This window comes from Klebsiella sp. G-Nf4 (genome assembly GCF_002810615.1).
Taxonomy (GTDB): domain Bacteria; phylum Pseudomonadota; class Gammaproteobacteria; order Enterobacterales; family Enterobacteriaceae; genus Klebsiella; species Klebsiella variicola.
Genome location: NZ_PION01000004.1, coordinates 26,207 through 47,166, shown reverse-complemented (window position 1 = coordinate 47,166; position 20,960 = coordinate 26,207). Strand labels below are relative to the sequence as shown.

General features: G+C 57.3%; 15 protein-coding genes. 12 read left to right on the top strand and 3 right to left on the bottom strand.

All coding sequences use genetic code 11. The features are described 5' to 3' along the window. Positions 1–2: 2 nt before the first annotated feature. Together CWM57_RS10260 and CWM57_RS10255 are read left to right on the top strand one after the other, a co-directional pair. Positions 3–2,438, top strand: a complete 2,436-nt coding sequence (locus tag CWM57_RS10260) for a fimbria/pilus outer membrane usher protein (RefSeq protein ID WP_100675957.1) — start codon at positions 3–5, stop codon at positions 2,436–2,438. Position 2,439: 1 nt separating this feature from the next. Then, positions 2,440–3,465: a fimbrial protein gene (locus tag CWM57_RS10255; protein ID WP_061155477.1), complete on the top strand. Its 1,026-nt coding sequence runs from the start codon at positions 2,440–2,442 to the stop codon at positions 3,463–3,465. Between the two features lie 22 nt (positions 3,466–3,487). Here the strand turns inward: CWM57_RS10255 and CWM57_RS10250 are convergent, their stop codons facing one another. After that, entirely contained in the window at positions 3,488–4,354 is an 867-nt protein-coding gene (locus tag CWM57_RS10250) for a GNAT family N-acetyltransferase (RefSeq protein WP_100675956.1), read from the bottom strand. 510 nt (positions 4,355–4,864) lie between these two features. Between CWM57_RS10250 and CWM57_RS10245 the strand changes: the two genes are divergently transcribed. From CWM57_RS10245 to lysS, 7 genes are all read left to right on the top strand, one after another. Beyond that, positions 4,865–5,785, top strand: a complete 921-nt coding sequence (locus tag CWM57_RS10245) for a Kdo(2)-lipid IV(A) acyltransferase (RefSeq protein WP_074386670.1) — start codon at positions 4,865–4,867, stop codon at positions 5,783–5,785. A 100-nt stretch (positions 5,786–5,885) separates the two neighbouring features. Then, positions 5,886–6,158, top strand: coding sequence for a DUF1471 domain-containing protein (locus tag CWM57_RS10240; protein ID WP_002892402.1), 273 nt, complete (start codon positions 5,886–5,888; stop codon positions 6,156–6,158). Between the two features lie 292 nt (positions 6,159–6,450). Then, a complete protein-coding gene (gene cadC, locus CWM57_RS10235) occupies positions 6,451–8,013 on the top strand; it encodes a lysine decarboxylation/transport transcriptional activator CadC (RefSeq protein ID WP_074386669.1) in 1,563 nt (520 codons plus the stop codon). A 365-nt stretch (positions 8,014–8,378) separates the two neighbouring features. After that, positions 8,379–9,716 carry a cadaverine/lysine antiporter gene (gene cadB, locus CWM57_RS10230; protein ID WP_061155472.1) on the top strand — a complete coding sequence of 446 codons (1,338 nt, stop codon included), beginning with the start codon at positions 8,379–8,381 and terminating at the stop codon, positions 9,714–9,716. Between the two features lie 82 nt (positions 9,717–9,798). Beyond that, positions 9,799–11,946, top strand: coding sequence for a lysine decarboxylase CadA (gene cadA / locus CWM57_RS10225; RefSeq protein ID WP_061155471.1), 2,148 nt, complete (start codon positions 9,799–9,801; stop codon positions 11,944–11,946). A 61-nt stretch (positions 11,947–12,007) separates the two neighbouring features. After that, entirely contained in the window at positions 12,008–13,483 is a 1,476-nt protein-coding gene (gene dtpD / locus CWM57_RS10220) for a dipeptide permease DtpD (RefSeq protein ID WP_100675955.1), read from the top strand. A 331-nt stretch (positions 13,484–13,814) separates the two neighbouring features. Further along, positions 13,815–15,332: a lysine--tRNA ligase gene (gene lysS, locus CWM57_RS10215; RefSeq protein WP_004202393.1), complete on the top strand. Its 1,518-nt coding sequence runs from the start codon at positions 13,815–13,817 to the stop codon at positions 15,330–15,332. Between the two features lie 76 nt (positions 15,333–15,408). On the opposite strand, the gene CWM57_RS10210 is transcribed toward lysS, so the two are convergent. Then, positions 15,409–15,834: a hypothetical protein gene (locus tag CWM57_RS10210; protein WP_100675964.1), complete on the bottom strand. Its 426-nt coding sequence runs from the start codon at positions 15,832–15,834 to the stop codon at positions 15,409–15,411. 572 nt (positions 15,835–16,406) lie between these two features. On the opposite strand from CWM57_RS10210, the gene iolE reads away from it, so the two are divergent. From iolE to CWM57_RS10195, 3 genes are read left to right on the top strand one after another with little or no spacing between them, the layout of a single operon-like run. Continuing rightward, entirely contained in the window at positions 16,407–17,327 is a 921-nt protein-coding gene (gene iolE, locus CWM57_RS10205) for a myo-inosose-2 dehydratase (protein ID WP_100675954.1), read from the top strand. Continuing rightward, positions 17,324–18,496 carry a Gfo/Idh/MocA family protein gene (locus CWM57_RS10200; protein WP_100631524.1) on the top strand — a complete coding sequence of 391 codons (1,173 nt, stop codon included), beginning with the start codon at positions 17,324–17,326 and terminating at the stop codon, positions 18,494–18,496. Before iolE ends, CWM57_RS10200 begins: the two co-directional genes overlap by 4 nt. Positions 18,497–18,505: 9 nt before the next feature. Beyond that, positions 18,506–19,537: a Gfo/Idh/MocA family protein gene (locus CWM57_RS10195; protein ID WP_100675953.1), complete on the top strand. Its 1,032-nt coding sequence runs from the start codon at positions 18,506–18,508 to the stop codon at positions 19,535–19,537. A gap of 383 nt (positions 19,538–19,920) precedes the next feature. On the opposite strand, the gene CWM57_RS10185 is transcribed toward CWM57_RS10195, so the two are convergent. Beyond that, complete coding sequence (locus CWM57_RS10185) at positions 19,921–20,928, bottom strand: Gfo/Idh/MocA family oxidoreductase (RefSeq protein WP_100675951.1); 1,008 nt, start codon at positions 20,926–20,928, stop codon at positions 19,921–19,923. Positions 20,929–20,960: the final 32 nt, after the last annotated feature.

Here is a 20,960-nt window from a genome sequence, read left to right as displayed (position 1 = left end):
TTATGAAACTCAGGGAGATCAAGTTTGGGTTAATGCTGTTCCTCCCCTGGCAAGAGGCATGGGCGGCGGAGGCGTTTAGTTTTAACCGCGCCCATTTGCACGGCGCCGCGCAGGTTGATCTCCAGAAATATCAATACGGTAATCCGCTGCACGCCGGACAGTATCGCAGCACGCTCTCCGTGAATGGCCGGGACCTGGCGGAAGAAACGTTTGTTATCCAGGAACACGATGGCCAGCTTGAGCCCTGCATCTCGCCCTCGCTGTTCGACGCCCTGCAGCTGAAGGACGCCCAGTGGCCGGCGGCGGCCACCTGCCTGCGCTTCTCGCAGATCAATAAGGCGATCGGCTGGGAGTATGACAGCGGGGAAAACGTCCTGCGGGTGAATATGCCCCAGGCGCTACTGCAACCCCATTATCGGGGGGCGGTGAACCTGAAGAAGGTGGATAGCGGCGTGCCCGCCGCAGTGCTGCGCTATCAGGCCAACAGCTATCAGAGCATCGTCGACGGGGATAGCAGCAGCCATCATTATCTCGGGCTGGATGCCAGCCTGCGCGCCTTTGGCTGGCGGTTACATCACCAGTCTAGCTACCAGGCGCAGGAGGGGAATACACACTGGGATAGCATTGCCACCTGGGCTGAGAGAAGTGTAGTGAACTGGGCGTCCACGTTACGGCTGGGTCAGGGATGGACCGAAGGAACCTTCTTTGACAGCGTCAGTTTTATCGGCGGCAGGCTGGCCACCGATGTGCGCATGCTGCCGGGCTCCCGCCGCGGCTTTGCACCGTCGGTTAGCGGCGTGGCGCGCACCAATGCCCGCGTGACGGTCACCCAGAACGGCGCCCTGTTGTACGAGGCAACGGTTCCGCCGGGCAAATTCACCTTTGACGATCTCTATCCCACCAACGCCGGCGGCGATTTACAGGTAACGATCCATGAGGCGGACGGCAGTCAGGAGACCTTTACCGTGCCGTACGCCGCGCTGCCTGGCCTGGTGCGGGCAGGAGCGGTCTACTATGACCTGTCGCTGGGCTATCTGGATGAGGATGGGATCGCCGGGCGGCCAGGATTTGGCGAAGCCACGCTGCAGTACGGCTTCAATGACTATGTCAGTGGCTATACCGGCGCCAACGCGACGACGGATTATTACTCGACGCTGGTCGGCAGCGCCTTCAATACCTACTGGGGGGCGCTGGCGGTCGATCTTTCCCGTTCTGCGGCGAAGGGCAGGGAACGCGGCTGGCAGGAGGGGTATCGCTGGCGGGTATCCGCATCAAAATCCTTCGCGTCCGATACGCGGATGCTGGTCTCGATGAGCCACAGCAACGACGGCAACTATCGTTCCATTCGCGACGCCGTCCGGGAGCACGACCGTTACCCCAACGACTGGCGGGAGATGACCCGCTACAGCGCGACGTTGTCTCAGCAGGCCGGCAGCGGCAGCCTGTCGTTTAACGGAATCTGGAGTGAGGATGTCCGCCACCACCGCTGGCGCTCATATCAGCTGGGGTACGCCAACCGCTATGGTCAGCTCAATTACTACCTGTACGCCCAGCAGAGTCAGGATATTCATCACCGTAATAATCAGGTGGTGGGTGTCTCCTTTTCGCTACCGGTCGGGCAGGCGGGCAGCCTGACCACCCGCTTTAACCATGATAAGAACTACGGCAGCCAGCTGCAGTCCAGCTATACCGGCAGCGCTGGCGAGAAAAATGCCTTTAGCTATGGCCTGACCGCCAGCTACGACATGCCACGGGAGAACCCGCACGAGGCCAGCGTTGGGGGCAACGGTAGCCTGCGTACGGATTATGCGTACCTGAATGCCAGCGCCAGCGCCGGTCGCCACCAGCAGCAGTACTCGCTGGGGGCATCGGGCGCCCTGGTGGCGCATCAGGGCGGAATGACCGCCACCCCCGAACTGGGGGAAACCTTCGCCATTGTGGAAGCGCCCGGCGCGGCGGGCGCTCGGGTGGCAAACCGCCTCGGACAGCCAATAAACCGCCAGGGTTTTACGATCATCCCTTACCTCGATCCCTTTACCGATAACTGGCTGGATCTCGATCCGCAGGGTCTGAACGACCATGTGGAGATTGTCTCCAGTAGCACGACGGTGGTGCCCGATTCGGGTGCGGCGGTGAAGGTCAAATTTATCACGCGTACCGGCTATCCCTGGTTTGCCCATGTCACGCTGCCGGATGGCGCGGCGCCCCCGCTGGGCGCGGAGGTGTTTGACGAGAGCGGTCGGGCGGTTGGCGCCGTCGGTCAGGGCGGGCTGCTGTATGCCCGGGTGCCGCAGGCCGACGGCAGCGTCTCGGTAGTATGGGGCGAACGCAGCGGGCAACGCTGCCGGTTGGCCTATGCCATCCGCGGCGACGCGGCGCAACAGGTTAGCCGCGGTACGCCGCATCAGGTCTGCCGGCCGGGAACAAAGGAGAAGTAATATGAAAAAAATCATCGCATCAGGGGTACCGCTTCTGCTGGCCGGCGGATACTGCGCCTCGCTGTCGGCAGCGTGCCAGATGGTCAGTGGCAAAACTATCGAGTATTCAGTGAACGTCAGCCAGGCCAGTATCAACCTTGACGTCAGCAATCGCCCCATCGGCTCCCTGCTATACAGCTACGGAGGGATGATTATCACTAATAACGAACGCTGGGAGATCGCCTGCAGCGGCAGCGAGCCCGGCGGGTTTCAGAGTATCGGCGGCTCACGGGTCGGCCCGGCGGGAGACGGCAAACCCGGGGATATCTACAGCATCGACCGCCTGCCGGGCATTGGCTACAGCTTCCAGATGGGGGAACAGGATGGCATTAATTTCGATCCCCTGTTCACGGCCTGGCCCTCAGCGCCGGTATTTTCCGGCCAGCGCGCATTTCAGGCGGAAAATAAAAAACCGACCATCTATTTCTGGCGGATTGCCGACAACGGCGGTCTACCGCCGCCGGGCGAGTATTGCCTTAACGATTACCTTGGCGATATTTATCTTGGCGGAGTACAGGCGATGCGCTTCAGCGTCAGTGGGCTCTGTATTCAGGTCAAATCACCCACCTGCAAGATTACTGACGACAGTAAAAACATTAACGTCTTCCTTGGGCGGCATAACAAAACCGCGTTTACCGGGCTCAACAGCACCACCGCCCCGGTCCCTTTTAACATCAACCTGACGAACTGTGAAAATGTCGGCAGCGTGTTTATGCAGTTTAACGCGACGGCGGACAGCGCCATGGCTGCCAACGAGGTGATTAAAATTGATGACCAACCTGAAGGCGCATCCGGACTTGGCGTGCAAATCCTCAGTGCCGGCGGCGCGCTGGTGCCGCTAAACCAGGTGAGCCAGATCTGGTCCGGGAATAAAGGCAGTCAGACGAACTACCGTTTATCCTATCAGGCCCGCTATATCCAGACGCAGCCCGCAGTGACTGCGGGCGAGGCGAACGCCAGCGCGACCTTCGTGGTGACTTATCACTGATCGGCCTGACGGCGTGGCGTCGTCAGGCATGCGCCAGTAAAGGAAACATCAACTTCCTGTCTTTAAACAGGTTTTCCTTCTGGTCATAGACGAAGAGGATATCTTCTCCCTCAATCTTCTCGTACTCGCCGAGCCGGTCTTCATTGGGGGTAAAACCGAGGATGGCCTGGTAAACATGGTCATCGGCCAGTTCGTTGACCAGCGTCGACAGGCTCTTACCCTCCTCGCAGAAGAGGTCAAAGCAGATCAGCACCGGACCGTTTTGCATGGCGATAACCACCGCCTCATTTTTTGCCGAGTAATAGACGAAATGCTTCATAAAGGCTGAGCAGTAAAACATCAGCAGGCCAAAGTTATGCTCCACCCGCAGCGGTGAGAACGGGTTGGATTTTTCATAGTAATGACGGAGCAGGGCGACATCGTCAGCGCTGTCCATATTCAGTTTGCGAAAATCGCCAGCTCGCGGGGAGACCGGCATAATATATTGATGCTCTTCGCTGCGGGTGAAGCCAAATTTGGGGTAAAAATCCACCGTAGTGGGATTGGCGAATAAAAAGAAGGCATCCGCCTCCTGCTGCCAGTCCTGCAGGATATGATGGATAAGCTGGCCGGCTAATCCCTTATTACGGTGGTCCGGTTCGGTCATCACGGTGCCAATCTGAATATAACGCCGGGGCTCGCCCTGCCAGCGCAGGTCGATGATATTGGCCGAGGCGTTAGCGATAACTTTATTGCGTTCGACAAAGGCGTAGGGGATATAGGCGTCGGTCCAGTAACCTTGCTGATACCACTCTTCAAAAGACAGGTCAAAAGTCTTAACGGCAAGGTCAATGAAGCTTTTTCTTAATGGGTTATTTTCTCTGACTTGCTTCACTAATTGATAATTCATTGTCATAGTTCCTTCTCACTATGGCTTCTGAAAGCGGCGACGTCGGCAAAGGCACTTGCGTCGAATGAGCGCTGTAAACGTAGCATATCTGGGAAAAGGATCCGCAATGTCGATGCTTAACCATTGCCCCAGTCACAAATAACCGCATGCTGGCCATATCAGACCGGGCTGAACGGCCTGTTTGCGTTTGCTATCGCCCTAATAAAGCGTGAGTAAACGAGGTACTGGTCGAGAGGCTGAGGCAAATGTACTGGCGATTTTATCGACAATCGGCCGCGCCGTAGAGGTTAGGTTTATTTATTTATGCATAAATCAGGAAATTTTACGCAATGTGTCTAATACTAGAGTAGCCCCAAGCGCAAGGGCTGAAATTATCCTAAAATCGGCTTATAATAACGCGCTTTGTGTCTGAGTATTACCGCACGAATTGGAAAAATATAACATGCAGGATCCGCTACTTTATTTCGCGGTTTTTGCTCAGCTATTATTGAGTGAATTAACAGGATTACTATGTCAAATTTACCCAAATTTTCCCGCGCGCTGTTGCACCCGCGTTACTGGCTGTTATGGCTGGGAATTGGCTTTTTATGGCTGCTGGTGCAATTACCGTATCCGGTGATCTACCGTCTGGGGACGGCGCTTGGGCGGCTGGCGATGCGGGTGATGAAAAGCCGCGCGCGGATTGCCAGACGTAATCTCGAACTCTGCTTTCCCGAGATGAGCGCCGCCGACCGCGAGGCGCTGCTGGTGAAAAACTTTGAATCGCTGGGCATGGGGCTGATGGAGACCGGCATGGCCTGGTTCTGGCCGACGCACCGGGTGGCGCGCTGGACCGAGACCAGCGGCGTTAACGAGGTGATCGAACTCCTCGAACAAAAACAGGGCATCTTACTGATCGGTATCCATTTTCTGACCCTCGAAATGGGAGCGCGGATGTATGGCATGTTTACCCCAGGCATTGGCGTCTATCGGCCCAATGACAATCCGCTGATTGACTGGCTGCAGACCTGGGGACGCTTGCGCTCTAACAAGACCATGCTGGATCGAAAAAATCTGAAAGGGATGGTCAGGGCGCTAAAGGAGGGGGAGATCCTCTGGTATGCGCCAGATCACGATTACGGTCCGGCCAGCAGCGTTTTTGCGCCGCTGTTTGCCGTCGAGCAGGCGGCGACCACCACCGGCACCTGGATGCTGGCGAAAATGTCCGGGGCGACAATTGTGCCGTTTGTTCCGCGGCGCAAGCCCAACGGCATGGGGTATGAGCTGATCTCCCTGACGCCGGAGCGCACGCCGCCGCTGGCGAGTGCAGAGGTCACGGCGGCATGGATGAATCAGATCATCGAACAGTGCATCCTGATGGCGCCCGAGCAATATATGTGGCTACACCGGCGTTTTAAGACCCGTCCGGAAGGGGTACCGCCGCGTTACTGAACGCTTCGGCCAAAAAATAAGCGCATCGGTAGCACGCTCAGTAAATCGCCGTCTATACTGAAAGAGCCTGACTGAAGGCTAATTCCAAGGAGATTGCAGGATGAAAAAAGTGATAGTCGCGTTAGCCCTTTCCGCCGTTGCATTTGGCGCGTCCGCCGCGCAGTTGATCACCAAAGAAGAAGTGAAACACTTCAAACTGACCAAGGTCGGACCGATCTCGGTAGGGCCGTCTGGTGGCGAGTTCTCTTCGCCTTCCGATCTGCACGATCAGCTTTCTAAGCTGGCCGATGAGAAAGGCGGAAAATATTACGTGATTACCGCTGCGCGCGAGCATGGTCCTAACTTCGAAGCCACAGCGGAAGTGTATAAATAACCTTTTTAAAGCGTGCCATCGCGGCGCGCGACAGACTGAGCCTGGAGCGCGTTAAGCCTCCAGGCTTATTTTTTTATCTGCGACGGGAATTTCCACCGGCAATCTCGCCAGCGAAAACGCGTTTTTATCGCTATATATAAATTTCATGATCACGATGTTAATGAAATATTGCTTTTCATTGTCGCAAAAAGCGAATTCCGACCTAATGCCTGAGGGAGTGACCCCTGGCAAAAATAGGTAGGACAAATGTGTTATCATCGCGCCTTTCCCTTTTTGTCTGGGGCTTTCTTGTATGCTACAACCTGTTGTTCGCGTCGGTGAATGGCTGGTAACCCCCTCTGTAAACCAAATCAGCAGGAAGGGGCGCCAGCTTACCCTTGAACCGCGTTTAATCGACCTTCTGGTCTTTTTTGCTCGCCATCCGGGGGAAGTGCTTAGCCGGGACGAGCTTATCGAAAACGTCTGGACCCGTAACGTTGTGACCAGCCACGTCGTCACGCAGAGTATTTCCGAACTGCGCAAGTCGCTCAAAGACGGCGATGACGTTAGCCTTGAGTACATCGCGACGGTACCCAAACGGGGGTATAAGCTCACGGTGCCGGTGATCTGGTGCACCGAGGAGGGGGAGGAACTCGCCCCGCAGATGGAGGCGCTGACGTCTTCACCGTCGGCTGACATGCCCATGCCACCGGCGGCAGCTGCGCCGCCCGACACGCCGGAACCCCCTGCGGATCTCGCCGCACCGGCGCCTGCCGTCGCCAGCGCGCCGTCAACCCGCAAACGTCTCACTACCGCTCTGGTGTGGGGGCTGTTTCTGCTGGCGCTGGGCACCTGCGTGGCGCTGGTGGCGCTGTCGAGCATAGAGTCGCGGCCGCCGGTTAACAAGGCGCGCCTGTTGCTCAATCCGCGTGATATCGATATCCACCTGGTCAATGGTAACTCCTGCACCAACTGGTCGTCGCAGCACTCCTACGCGGTCGGCCTGGCCAGTCTGATCACCACCTCGCTAAACACCTTCTCGACCTTTATGGTGCATGACAAAACGGACTACAACATCAATGAGCCGAGCAGTTCCGGGAAAACGCTGACCATTGAGTTCGTCAATCAGCGCCACTACCGGGCGCAGCAATGCTTTATGTCGGTCCAGCTGGTGGATAACGCTGACAGCTCGACGATGCTGGATAAACGCTACTTTGTGACCAATGACAACCAGCTGACCATTCAGAACGATCTGATGAACAGCCTGTCGGATGCGCTGACGCAGCCGTGGCCAGCGCGGATGCAGGCAATGCTCAGGCAGTATCAGCCGTCGCAAAGCGTGGCGTTAACCTACTTCTACCAGTCGCATCAGTTGTTAATGAAGGGCGATGTCGATTCATTAAGCAAGGCCAGCAGTCTGCTGGACGATGTGATTAAGCGGGCGCCGGATTTTATTTACGCCTATGCCGAAAAAACGCTGGTGGATGTATTACGCCACTCGCAGCAGCCGCTGGATGATAAACAGCTGGCCGCCCTCTACAGTGAAGTTGAGCGGGTAGGGGAGATGCCGGGTATTAAAGACATGGCGATTTATTACCAAATAAAAGCGGTGGATATGCTCGGTAAAGGCAAAGTCGACGAAGCGAATACCGCGATTAACAGTGCAATCGATTTAGAAATGTCGTGGCTGAATTATGTGCTGTTAGGCAAAGTCTATGAGATGAAAGGTGAGAACCGGCTGGCTGCCGATTCTTACATCACCGCGTTTAATTTACGCCCCGGCGGAGATACGCTGTACTGGATAGAAAACGGCGTTTTCCAGACGTCGGTTAACCGGGTGGTTCCGTATCTCGATAATTTCCTCTCTTCAGAATAAGTAAACCCTCATCACGCGCAAGGTTTTTGGCGTGGTGAGGTTAAATTTATGTTTCTCATGAAGCCTCTGGTTGTTATTTATATTTAGCATTCTGGAGGCTTTAAATAACAGTTAAGTAACACGCCATCCTACCTCTAACTGCATGTAATACAACAATGTTTATCTTTTTCTGACACCCTGTTGTCATGTTTATATGTTAAGCGAAAAAGCTCAAAATATCATTTGTCTGATGTTTGTTGTTATTTCACTTTATCTTTAGGACTTATCTCGTACAAATCAGTAATCTTGTTGGCAGTTGGTCGGGTCAATTAATGGTTCTGTATCATGATCTGTACCTCCCAAATAAACTTAGGAGAAAAACAACCATGAGTTCTGCCAAGAAGATCGGGCTATTTGCCTGTACCGGCGTCGTCGCCGGTAATATGATGGGGAGCGGTATTGCATTATTACCTGCGAACCTGGCCAGCATCGGTGGTATTGCCATTTGGGGCTGGGTAATTTCAATTATTGGTGCGATGTCTCTGGCTTATGTTTATGCCCGACTGGCCACTAAGAACCCGCAACAGGGTGGTCCAATTGCCTACGCCGGGGAAATATCTCCCGCATTCGGTTTCCAGACTGGTGTGCTTTATTATCATGCAAACTGGATTGGTAACCTGGCCATCGGGATTACCGCAGTTTCTTATCTCTCTACGTTCTTCCCAATTTTAAATAACCCGGTGCCAGCAGGTATTGCCTGTATTGCCATCGTGTGGATCTTTACTTTCGTTAATATGCTCGGCGGGACCTGGGTCAGCCGTCTGACCACTATTGGTCTGGTACTGGTGCTTATTCCAGTGGTGATGACCGCGGTTGTCGGCTGGCACTGGTTTGACGCAGCGACCTATCAGGCGAACTGGAACACCTCCAGCACCACCGATAGCCACGCGGTCATTAAAAGTATCCTGCTCTGCCTGTGGGCCTTCGTTGGCGTCGAATCCGCCGCCGTCAGTACCGGGATGGTAAAAAACCCGAAACGTACCGTCCCGCTGGCTACCATGCTGGGTACTGCGATGGCCGGTATCGTCTATATCGCCGCGACTCAGGTTATCGCCGGTATGTATCCTGCTTCTCAGATGGCCGCATCCGGTGCGCCGTTCGCGATTAGCGCCTCTACCATTCTCGGCGGCTGGGCTGCTCCGATGGTTTCCGCTTTCACTGCCTTCGCTTGCCTGACGTCTCTGGGCTCGTGGATGATGCTGGTTGGCCAGGCCGGTGTACGTGCCGCCAACGACGGTAACTTCCCGAAAGTGTACGGTGAGCTTGATAGCAACGGTATTCCGAAAAAAGGCCTGCTGCTGGCGGCGGTGAAAATGACCGCGCTGATGGTGCTGATTACCCTGATGAACTCCGCCGGTGGTAAAGCCTCCGACCTGTTCGGCGAACTGACCGGTATCGCAGTACTGCTGACCATGCTGCCTTACTTCTACTCCTGTGTTGACCTGATTCGTTTCGAAGGCATCAACATCCGTAACTTCGTTAGCCTGATTTGTTCGGTACTGGGTTGCGTGTTCTGCTTCATCGCGCTGATGGGCGCAAGCTCCTTCGAACTGGCCGGCACCTTTATCGTTAGCCTGATTATCCTGATGTTCTACGGTCGCAAAATGCACCAGCGCCAGCAGAACAACGCAACGGATAACAACAGCCCCGCTAACGCGCACTAATCAGTAACCCGTTTTCCTGAGGCTCCTTCCATCACCTGTCACAACGCGACGGGAGGGGCTTTCTACATCTGGAGATTTGACTATGAACGTTATTGCAATCATGAATCACATGGGTGTTTACTTCAAAGAAGAACCCATCCGTGAACTGCATCGTGCTCTCGAACGCCTGGACTTCCGTATTGTCTACCCGAACGACCGTGACGACTTATTAAAACTTATCGAAAACAACTCTCGTCTGTGCGGCGTGATCTTCGACTGGGATAAATACAATCTCGAACTGTGCGAAGAAATCAGCAAAATGAATGAGTACATGCCGCTGTACGCGTTCGCTAACACCTACTCCACCCTGGACGTTAGCCTGAACGATCTGCGCATGCAGGTTCGCTTCTTCGAATATGCGCTGGGCGCCGCGGAAGATATCGCGAACAAAATCAAACAGAACACTGACGAATACATCGACACCATTCTGCCGCCGCTGACCAAAGCGCTGTTCAAATATGTCCGTGAAGGTAAATACACCTTCTGTACCCCTGGCCACATGGGCGGTACCGCGTTCCAGAAAAGCCCGGTAGGCAGCATTTTCTATGATTTCTTTGGCCCGAATACCATGAAATCCGATATCTCCATTTCGGTTTCTGAACTGGGTTCTCTGCTGGACCACAGCGGCCCGCACAAAGAAGCGGAAGAATATATCGCTCGCGTCTTTAACGCTGAACGCAGCTACATGGTGACCAACGGTACTTCTACTGCTAACAAAATCGTCGGCATGTACTCCGCGCCGGCCGGCAGCACCGTGCTGATTGACCGTAACTGCCACAAATCGCTGACTCACCTGATGATGATGAGCGACATTACGCCGATCTACTTCCGCCCGACCCGTAACGCCTACGGTATCCTCGGCGGTATTCCGCAGAGCGAATTCCAGCACGCGACTATCGCCAAGCGTGTGAAAGAGACGCCGAACGCGACCTGGCCGGTACACGCCGTTATCACCAACTCGACCTATGATGGCCTGCTGTATAACACCGACTTCATCAAGAAAACCCTGGATGTGAAATCCATCCACTTTGACTCCGCATGGGTGCCTTACACCAACTTCTCGCCGATCTATGAAGGCAAATGCGGGATGAGCGGCGGCCGCGTCGAAGGGAAAGTGATTTACGAAACCCAGTCCACGCACAAACTGCTGGCGGCATTCTCCCAGGCGTCGATGATCCACGTGAAAGGTGACGTTAACGAAGAGACCTTCAACGAAGCCTACATGATGCACACTACCACCTCTCCGCATTATGGGATCGTGGCGTCCACCGAAACCGCGGCGGCGATGATGAAGGGTAACGCCGGTAAGCGTCTGATCGACGGCTCTATCGAACGTTCCATCAAGTTCCGTAAAGAGATCAAACGTCTGAAAGGCGAATCTGACGGCTGGTTCTTCGACGTCTGGCAGCCGGAGCATATCGATGGCGCTGAATGCTGGCCACTGCGCTCTGACAGCGCATGGCACGGTTTCAAAAACATCGATAACGAGCACATGTACCTCGACCCGATCAAAGTCACACTGCTGACGCCGGGGATGAAGAAAGACGGCACCATGGATGATTTCGGTATTCCGGCAAGCATCGTGGCGAAATATCTCGACGAACACGGCATCGTGGTGGAGAAAACCGGTCCGTACAACCTGCTGTTCCTGTTCAGCATCGGTATCGACAAAACCAAAGCGCTGAGCCTGCTGCGTGCGCTGACCGACTTCAAACGCGCGTTCGACCTGAACCTGCGGGTGAAAAACATGCTGCCGTCGCTGTACCGCGAAGATCCTGAATTCTATGAAAACATGCGTATTCAGGACCTGGCGCAGAACATTCATAAACTGGTTGAGCATCACAACCTGCCGGACCTGATGTTCCGCGCATTCGAAGTGCTGCCATCCATGGTGATGACCCCGTATGCCGCGTTCCAGAAAGAGCTGCACGGTCAGACGGAAGAAGTGTACCTCGAAGAGATGGTCGGCCGCGTCAACGCCAACATGATCCTGCCGTATCCTCCGGGAGTACCGCTGGTGATGCCGGGTGAAATGATCACCGAAGAAAGCCGCCCGGTGCTGGAATTCCTGCAGATGCTGTGCGAAATCGGCGCTCACTACCCGGGCTTCGAAACCGATATCCACGGGGCATACCGTCAGGCGGATGGTCGTTACACCGTTAAAGTGCTGAAAGAAGAGAACAACAAGTAATAGACGCACTACAAGGGAAGTGGCTTGCCACTTCCCTTTTTTCACGCTGCAAGGAGAACCTATGAAAACACCCTCACAGCCGCGCGCGATTTACTACATCGTAGCGATCCAGATCTGGGAGTACTTCAGCTTTTACGGCATGCGCGCCTTACTCATCCTTTACCTCACCCACCAGCTTGGCTTTGACGATAGCCACGCCATCAGTCTGTTCAGCGCCTACGCATCTTTAGTTTACGTAACCCCTATTCTCGGCGGCTGGCTTGCCGACCGCCTGCTCGGCAACCGCACGGCGGTGATTGCCGGGGCGCTGTTGATGACCCTCGGCCACGTGGTGCTGGGCGTCGAGTCGACCTCGGTATGGAGCCTGTACGTCGCGCTGGCGATCATTATCTGCGGCTACGGCCTGTTCAAATCCAATATCAGCTGCCTGCTCGGCGAACTGTACGCTCACGACGACCCGCGTCGCGACGGCGGCTTCTCGCTGCTGTACGCCGCCGGCAACGTCGGCTCGATTGCCGCGCCCATCGCCTGTGGACTGGCGGCGCAGTGGTACGGCTGGCATATCGGCTTCGCCCTGGCGGGGATCGGTATGTTCATCGGCCTGATGATTTTCCTAAGCGGCAGCCGCCATTTCCGGCATACCCGCGGCGTGGATAAACCGGCGCTACGGGCGGTGAAATTCGTGCTGCCGACCTGGGGCTGGTTGCTGGTGATGCTGTGCCTGGCGCCGGTGTTCTTCACGCTGCTGCTGCAAAACAACTGGTCCGGCTATCTGCTGGCGATCGTCTGCCTGTTCGCCGCCCAGATGGTGGCGCGGATCATGATCAAAGCCCCGGAGCATCGTCGCGCGCTGTGGCAGATCGTCCTGCTGATGCTCGCCGGGACGCTGTTCTGGGTGCTGGCGCAGCAGGGCGGGAGCTCGATTAGCCTGTTTATCGACCACTTCGTCAATCGTCGCCTGCTGAACTGGGACGTGCCGACCGCGCTGTTCCAGTCGGTCAACGCGGTGGCGGTGATGGCGGCCGGCGTGGTGCTGGCGTGGCTGATGCGCCCGGAAGGCAGCGTGCGTTCGGTGCTGCGCGTCTGGCTGAAATTCGCTTTCGGCCTGCTGCTGATGGGCGGCGGCTTTATGCTGCTGGCGCTCAATGCCCGCCACGGCGCGGCTGACGGCCAGGCCTCGATGGGCATGATGGTCGCCGGGCTGGCGATGATGGGCTTTGCCGAACTGTTTATCGACCCGGTGGCGATGGCGCAAATCACTCGTCTGAACATGCCCGGCGTCACCGGGGTGTTGACCGGCATTTATATGCTGGCCACCGGCGCGGTGGCCAACTGGCTGGCCGGGGTGGTGGCGCAGCAAACCACCGAATCGCAAATCAGCGATACGGCGATTGCTGCCTATCAGCATTTCTTCTCGCAGATGGGTGAATGGACCCTCGGCTGCGTGGCGGTGATGGTCGTTATCGCCTTTGCCGCGGCCTGTAGTGTGGGCAAACGCCGTGCGGCTGCCGGTGAAGTTACCGGCGGCGGCGCCTGACGCTCGTCCCGGCTGGTGGCGTAAACGCCTTATCCGGGCCGCGATTCGTAGCCCCGGTAAGCGCGGCGCGACCGGGGGTATTACATCAACAGCGGAGCGCGAAGTCGCTCCTTGCACAGCTTAGTTAACAGGAGGAGGATATTCTGGCATGCGCGGAGGCCAACGATAAAAAATACCGTTACTGAAGCCATAGCTGAGTGAGATCAGCTTGGAGTGAATCCAGGATCGTTAAGATTGTGCTCTGGTGTCTTTCCAGAGACAGGCCGCGCGGAAGGGTGACCTGGTTCAATATATCGAAGCTAGTTTGAAAGCAAGGTTATGAGGAATCCATATGTCTGAACAACAAGCACAAGGTGCCGATGAGGCCATTGACCTTAATAATGAACTGAAAACTCGTCGCGAAAAACTGGCTGCACTGCGTGAGCAGGGCGTAGCCTTCCCCAACGACTTCCGTCGCGATCATACCTCTGACCAATTGCACGCTGAATTCGATGCGAAGGATAACGATGAACTCGCTTCCCTGAACGTTGAAGTTGCAGTGGCTGGCCGGATGATGACCCGCCGCGTGATGGGCAAAGCCTCCTTCGTCACCCTCCAGGACGTCGGCGGCCGCATTCAGCTGTACGTGGCGCGCGATGACCTGCCGGAAGGCGTCTACAACGAACAGTTTAAAAAATGGGACCTCGGCGACATCATCGCCGCCCGCGGCAAGCTGTTCAAAACGCAAACCGGTGAACTTTCCATCCACTGCACCGAGCTGCGTCTGCTGACCAAAGCCCTGCGCCCGCTGCCGGATAAATTCCACGGCCTGCAGGATCAGGAAGTTCGCTATCGCCAGCGCTATCTGGATCTGATCGCCAACGAAGAGTCGCGTCATACGTTCCGTATCCGCTCGCAGATCCTCGCGACCATGCGCCAGTTCATGGTGGCTCGCGGTTTTATGGAAGTCGAAACGCCGATGATGCAGGTGATCCCTGGCGGTGCGTCCGCCCGTCCGTTCATCACCCATCACAACGCGCTGGATCTGGATATGTACCTGCGCATCGCGCCGGAACTGTATCTGAAACGTCTGGTGGTTGGCGGTTTTGAACGCGTGTTTGAAATCAACCGTAACTTCCGTAACGAAGGGATCTCGGTACGCCATAACCCAGAGTTCACCATGATGGAACTGTATATGGCGTATGCGGACTACAAAGACCTGATCGAACTGACCGAGTCGTTGTTCCGCACCCTGGCGCAGACGGTGCTGGGCAAAACCGAAGTGCCGTATGGCGACCAGGTGTTTGATTTCGGTAAGCCGTTTGAAAAACTGACCATGCGCGAAGCGATCAAGAAACACCGTCCGGAAACCAACATGGCGGATCTGGATAACTTTGACGCGGCGAAAGCGCTGGCGGAATCTCTCGGCATTCAGGTAGAGAAAAGCTGGGGGCTGGGACGTATCGTCACCGAAATCTTTGACGAAGTGGCGGAGGCGCATCTGATTCAGCCAACCTTCATCACCGAATACCCGGCGGAAGTTTCCCCGCTGGCGCGCCGCAACGACGTGAACCCGGAAATCACTGACCGCTTCGAATTCTTCATCGGTGGCCGCGAAATCGGTAACGGTTTCAGCGAGCTGAACGATGCCGAAGATCAGGCGCAGCGCTTCCAGGATCAGGTGAACGCCAAAGCGGCGGGCGATGACGAAGCGATGTTCTACGACGAAGATTACGTGACTGCCCTCGAGTACGGCCTGCCGCCGACCGCGGGTCTGGGTATCGGTATCGACCGCATGGTGATGCTGTTTACCAACAGCCATACCATCCGCGACGTGATCCTCTTCCCGGCCATGCGTCCGCAGAAGTAATCCGTTGCACTCCCTCCCGGCCTGCGCCGGGAGGTCCTTCCAGCATTATCCCCATCCTGTCGGCAGGGCGATGTTATTACAGGACTTTTTGCAGGGAGCCGCGCTGGCTGCCGTTTGCCCAGACGCCGTTAAAGGCGTCGTTCAGCGTAAAGGCTGAGCTTTTCACCCGGAAGGTCAGTTTACCCTGGCTGGCTTTCGCCTCCTCGACCAGATGACCATGGGTTTTCACCGTTTTAGCGGTGACGGTAATCTCATCAATTTTATCGCCATACTCCGTATAAACATACCAGGTGCCCGCCCAGGGGCCGAAGCCGCTGCTGGCGTGCTGTGCGGCGGCGGCATTCTCGGCTTTGGTTTTATGAATATCGCAGGTGGTCCCGTCGGTCATCTGCGTGCAACCGGAACGTTCAAGCTGTTCCCGGTATTTCGCGCTAATGGCGTGGGCCGGCGCGGCGGCGACCAGCGCCAGGGTGAGGGTGGTGAAAAGCCAGGTCTTATTCATCTTATTGTTTCTCATCGCGATAGCGGCGCGCATTGTCATAAAGGTTGATACACATTGGTGCATTCTCCCGGTGGCGTCAGAATAAATATAACCGCAGTCATTCCTGATAAATAACTAGCAGGAAGGAGATGGGGTATTTATTGGTAAAGCATCATTACCCTGAGCTTATTTATCACAGAGCCTTCCCGCTGCTTGTCATATTATTGCAGAGAGAATGTTAAGTAATTGATGTTTTAAAAGTGGCTATTTTTCACTTACGCAAATAACAGCAGGCCAGGCCTGGGCGCGCGGCTAAAGCCCGCACCGGTGCGGTGTTGAGTTTTTTTCATATTGCTATCATCATATTTCGAATGAAAGGGATAACCTCTGAGTCGGGTTATTAAGCCAGTAATTTTTATCCGCAAAATAAGCTGGCGGCAAGCATTATTTCCATTTATTTTTCAGGGTTACCTGAAATAGCGGATATATCGCCAGCGCAATGATGGATTTCCATCATTTCTCCGTTTTCATCGTCGGTCGTCGCCTGCTTATAGTGACGCCAGACAAGACCACAGGGTGAAAAGGAGAACAAGATGGCGACAGAGCATCTGCAGTGGGGCGTGAGCCCCCTGTGCTGGACCAACGATGTGCTGGAGGATTTAGGCGGCGATATCCCCCTGGATACCTGCCTGCGCGAGGCGCGGGAGGCGGGCTATCAGGGCATTGAATTAGGACGGAAATTTCCCCGCCAGGCAGAGACGCTGGGCCCGCTGCTGGCGGCGGCTGACCTGCGCCTGGCGTCCGGCTGGTACAGCGGCTTGCTGGCCGACCGCAGCGTGGAAGCGGAGCTGGAGGCGGTGCGGGAGCACGCGCAGCTCCTCCGGCAGCTCGGCGCGAGGGTGATGGTTTACGGCGAGTGCGGGCAACTGCCGGGTGAAACCCCGCTTGATGAGCCTATTTCGCTCTCGCCGCCGTTAAGCCGCGTCAGCCTGACGGCGTATTGCCACAAGCTAAATACCTTTGCCGACCTGCTGCTGCGTGACTATGGCCTCCAGCTGGCCTATCACCATCATCTGATGATGCTGGTGGAGCATGATGACGAGCTGGAGCGGTTTCTGTCTCACACCCATGACAACGTCGGGCTGGCGTTTGATACCGGGCACGCCTTTGTCGCCGGGGTCGAGATCCCGCGCGTGCTGCAAAAATATGGCCACCGTATCCGCCATCTGCATCTGAAAGACGTGCGTCCGCAGGTGCTGGAGCGTCTGTATCGTGAAAACCTGAGCTTTAACGAGGCGGTGCGCGCCGGGCTGTTTACCATCCCAGGCGACGGCTGCATCGACTATGCGCCGATCCTCGACTTCGTCCGGCGCAGTGACTACCGCGGCTGGCTGATTATCGAAGCCGAGCAGGACCCGGCGATGGCGCCGCCGTTGGCCACCGCCAGCCGCGCCTTTGCCTGGCTGGCACACCATTTATCTTCCCTTTCACCGTCAGAGGAGCATGCATCATGAGCGCGCGGTTAAATATCGGTCTTATCGGCTCGGGTTTTATGGGTCAGGCACACGCCGACGCTTACCGTCGCGCGGCGATGTTTTATCCCGATCTGCCGAAGCGCCCGCATCTCTACGCGCTGGCGGATCAGGATCAGGCGATGGCCAAACGCCATGCGGCGAAACTGGGGGCGGAAAAGGCCTACGGCGACTGGCGCGAGCTGGTAAACGATCCGCAGGTTGATGTGGTGGATATCACCTCGCCGAACCATCTTCACTACACAATGGCGATGGCGGCGATCGCGGCGGGTAAACATGTCTATTGCGAGAAGCCGCTGGCGGTCAACGAGCAGCAGGCGCAGGAGATGGCGCAGGCGGCACGGCGCGCGGGGGTGAAGACCATGGTGGCCTTTAACAACATCAAAACGCCGGCGGCGCTGCTGGCAAAGCAGATTATCGCCCGGGGCGATATTGGCGAACCGGTGCGCTTTCGCGGCACCTTTGATCAGGGGTTTTATAACGACCCGAACCTGCCCTGGTCCTGGCGCTGCTCGAAAACCCTCGGCGGCAGCGGGGCGCTTGGCGACCTCGGCGCCCATACCCTGTCGGTCGCCCAGTTTTTGCTGGGCGGGATCCGCGAAGTGACCGCCAGCGCGCAAACCTGCCTGCGCCAGCGTCCGGTGCCGCAGAGCGATGCCGGGTATGCCAGCCGGGTCGCGGCCGATGCCGAGTGGCGGGAAGTGGAAAATGACGATCAGGTTCAGTGCCTGGTCAGTTTCGACAGCGGCGCGGCGGGAGTGATTGAGGCCTCGCGCATTGCCGCCGGGCGGATCTTCGGCGTGTTCTGGGAGGTCTCCGGCACCGAAGGCACGCTGTATATGGACGGGGAGCGCTTTAACGAGCTGCAGGTGTATCGCTTCAACGATGACAAACACGACCGCGGCTTTAAGACGCTGTATGCCGGGAGCCAGATCCCGGCCTATGCCGGCTTCTTCGGCTTCGATTTTGGCGGCGGCGGGCTGGGCTATTTTGACGTCAAGGTGATCGAAGTGCATGACCTGGTGCAGGGGATTTGCGGGGAGGACGACTGCTATCCCAACTTCGAATTTGGTTTGCAGAATCAGCGCGTGCTGTCGGCGATTGAAGCCTCGATGGCCAGCCGTCGCTGGGTGAACGTGGTTAAAGACTAAGGAGCCGCTATGTTTCCCTCACACTTACCGATCCCGCGCCGGCCGGCGGCGCAGAGCATTCCCATCCTGCGCTGGGGCATTATCGGTCCTGGCTGGATCGCCGAGCGCTTTGTTCATGCATTGAAAACCTACAGCCGGCAGCAGGTGGTGGCGGTGGCCTCCCGCAGCCAGGCGAAGGCCGACCGGGTGGCCGCGGAATGGGGGATCCCCCAGGCTTACGGCCAGGTGGAGGAGATGCTGGCACGCCCGGATATTGATGCGGTGTATATTGCAACGCCGCACAACCATCACTTTCCCGACGGCATGCTGGCGCTGAAGGCGGGTAAACACGTGCTGATTGAGAAGCCCTTCGCGCTCAACCTCGGCGAAGGGCGTGAGCTGCAGGCGGAAGCCACCCGGCAGGGGAGAGTCGCGCTGGAGGCGATGTGGTGCGATTACGCGCCGAAATATGATGTGATCCGCCAGTTGCTGGAGGATGGGGCGCTCGGCGACCTGCATACCCTGCTGGCCGATCACGGCGAGTATTTCACCCCCGACCACCGTATCTTCAATGCCGACCTTGCCGGCGGGCCGATGATGGACCTCGGCAGCTATTTAACCTCGTTTGCGCTGATGGTGGGCGGCATGCCGCAGGAGATTGTCGCCCGCGGCAGCGCCACGGCGGAGGGGCTTAACGGTCAGACGTCGATGCTGTTCGGCTGGCAGAACGGGATGCAGGGCTTGTTAAACACCACGTTATTCAGCAACACGCCGGGCGGGGCGGTGGTGGCCGGACGCCAGGCGACCCTGACGCTCGACGGCCAGTTCTATGCCCCCGGCGGCTTCACGCTCGCCGCCAGCCAGGGTGGACAGGCGCTGCGCTGGGAAGAGCCGCGCAATCGCTACGACCAGCTGTTCTGGCAGGCGGAGCATTTTGCCTGGTGCATTGGGCAGGGGTTGCAGGACTCGCCGCTGCGGCCGCTCAGTCGGGTGCTGCAGAATCTGCAGGTGATGGATGAGGTGCGGCGCCAGGTGGGCGCGGTGTTTAACGAAGAACGCTAAGGGTTGGCCGGGCTTTGGTTTGCAGACAGCGCGAGCGTATCTGCCATTGTCCGGCGCCAGGACGCGTACGATGCCGGATGTCTGTTGCCCGGCGGCGCTGCGCTTGCACGGGCCTACGATATCTATGCAACCGATTGATATTACAGTGTATTAATGCCTGTGTTCTGTAGGCCGGGCAAGGCGTCGCCGCCGCCCGGCATAAAAGCGGCTCCGCGCCCGCTGTCCTTGCCCGGCGGCGCTGCGCTTGCACGGGCCTACGATATCTATGCAACCGATTGATATTACAGTGTATTAATGCCTGTGTTCTGTAGGCCGGGCAAGGCGTCGCCGCCGCCCGGCATAAAGGCTGGTACAGCGCCTGATTGCGGTTGCCTTACACCCGCTCAGCAACAGTCGTCGACGGCGACAAACTGGCCGCGCTGCAGGGACTGAACCGCCGCTTCGGCAATGGCCTGCGCCTGCAGGCCGTCCAGCAAGCCGGGCAGGTCGGCCACGGTTTCACCATTCAGGGTGCGAATAAAGGCGTCAAGATGCTGATAATAAGATCCTTGTACCCGGCTGAACCAGTCCGGCCACAGGCCCGGCTCAATGCGCTGATTGCCGCGCCACAGGGTAGGGCCCGCCGGCGACTGGCTACCGGACTCCAGCGCGCCTTCGGCGCCCAGCAGCGTGATCCGTTCATCATACCCGTGGCCGGTACGGCGGGTATTGTCCAGCTGCGCCAGCGCGCCGCCGCGCATCTGCATCATCAGGATAGAGGTGTCGACATCGCCAAATTCGGCGATGTCCGGCAGGGCCAACGCCGCGCCCATCGCCGCCACGGTGCGCACTTCATCGCCAGTGAGAAAGCGCAGGAGATCGAAGAAGTGGATCGCCTGATCGCGCATCTGGCCGCCGGAGCTGCGCAGATAATCGAGCGGCGGCATGCTGGAGGCGCGGCAGACCATCTGCACCAGCTCGACCCGGCCGATCAGCCCTTGCTCCAGCTGGCGGCGGAGCTGCTGATGGCTGCTGTCGAAGCGCCGGTTAAAGCCGACAGTCACCGGCACATTCAGGGGGAGCACCCGCTCCACCACCTCGCGGGCGCGCGCCAGGGAGAGGTCGATCGGTTTTTCGCAATAGACCGCCTTGCCCGCCCGGGCGGCGGCTTCCAGCAGTTCGGCATGTGACGGGGTTGAACTGGCGATCAGCACCGCGTCGATGGCGTCGCTATGGATCGCCTCGCTCACTGTCACCGCCCGGGCGCCATAGCGGGCGGCCAGCGCCTGGGCGCGCTCCGGGGCGGCGTCGGCCACCATCGTCAGCGCACTTCCTTCATGACGGGCAAGACTGGCGGCATGAACCTGACCGATAAAACCACTGCCTACCAGGGCAAAACGTTTGCAGATCATTTTTTTCTCCAGAATGGCGAGGGGACGTTGCC

What these genes read in the sequence shown, in the direction of transcription:
- CWM57_RS10260 (WP_100675957.1), top strand. Translation starts at nt 3, where the DNA reads ATGAAACTCAGGGAGATCAAGTTTGGGTTAATGCTGTTCCTCCCCTGG.
- CWM57_RS10255 (WP_061155477.1), top strand. Translation starts at nt 2,440, where the DNA reads ATGAAAAAAATCATCGCATCAGGGGTACCGCTTCTGCTGGCCGGCGGA.
- CWM57_RS10250 (WP_100675956.1), bottom strand. Translation starts at nt 4,354, where the DNA reads ATGAATTATCAATTAGTGAAGCAAGTCAGAGAAAATAACCCATTAAGA.
- CWM57_RS10245 (WP_074386670.1), top strand. Translation starts at nt 4,865, where the DNA reads ATGTCAAATTTACCCAAATTTTCCCGCGCGCTGTTGCACCCGCGTTAC.
- CWM57_RS10240 (WP_002892402.1), top strand. Translation starts at nt 5,886, where the DNA reads ATGAAAAAAGTGATAGTCGCGTTAGCCCTTTCCGCCGTTGCATTTGGC.
- cadC (WP_074386669.1), top strand. Translation starts at nt 6,451, where the DNA reads ATGCTACAACCTGTTGTTCGCGTCGGTGAATGGCTGGTAACCCCCTCT.
- cadB (WP_061155472.1), top strand. Translation starts at nt 8,379, where the DNA reads ATGAGTTCTGCCAAGAAGATCGGGCTATTTGCCTGTACCGGCGTCGTC.
- cadA (WP_061155471.1), top strand. Translation starts at nt 9,799, where the DNA reads ATGAACGTTATTGCAATCATGAATCACATGGGTGTTTACTTCAAAGAA.
- dtpD (WP_100675955.1), top strand. Translation starts at nt 12,008, where the DNA reads ATGAAAACACCCTCACAGCCGCGCGCGATTTACTACATCGTAGCGATC.
- lysS (WP_004202393.1), top strand. Translation starts at nt 13,815, where the DNA reads ATGTCTGAACAACAAGCACAAGGTGCCGATGAGGCCATTGACCTTAAT.
- CWM57_RS10210 (WP_100675964.1), bottom strand. Translation starts at nt 15,834, where the DNA reads ATGAATAAGACCTGGCTTTTCACCACCCTCACCCTGGCGCTGGTCGCC.
- iolE (WP_100675954.1), top strand. Translation starts at nt 16,407, where the DNA reads ATGGCGACAGAGCATCTGCAGTGGGGCGTGAGCCCCCTGTGCTGGACC.
- CWM57_RS10200 (WP_100631524.1), top strand. Translation starts at nt 17,324, where the DNA reads ATGAGCGCGCGGTTAAATATCGGTCTTATCGGCTCGGGTTTTATGGGT.
- CWM57_RS10195 (WP_100675953.1), top strand. Translation starts at nt 18,506, where the DNA reads ATGTTTCCCTCACACTTACCGATCCCGCGCCGGCCGGCGGCGCAGAGC.
- CWM57_RS10185 (WP_100675951.1), bottom strand. Translation starts at nt 20,928, where the DNA reads ATGATCTGCAAACGTTTTGCCCTGGTAGGCAGTGGTTTTATCGGTCAG.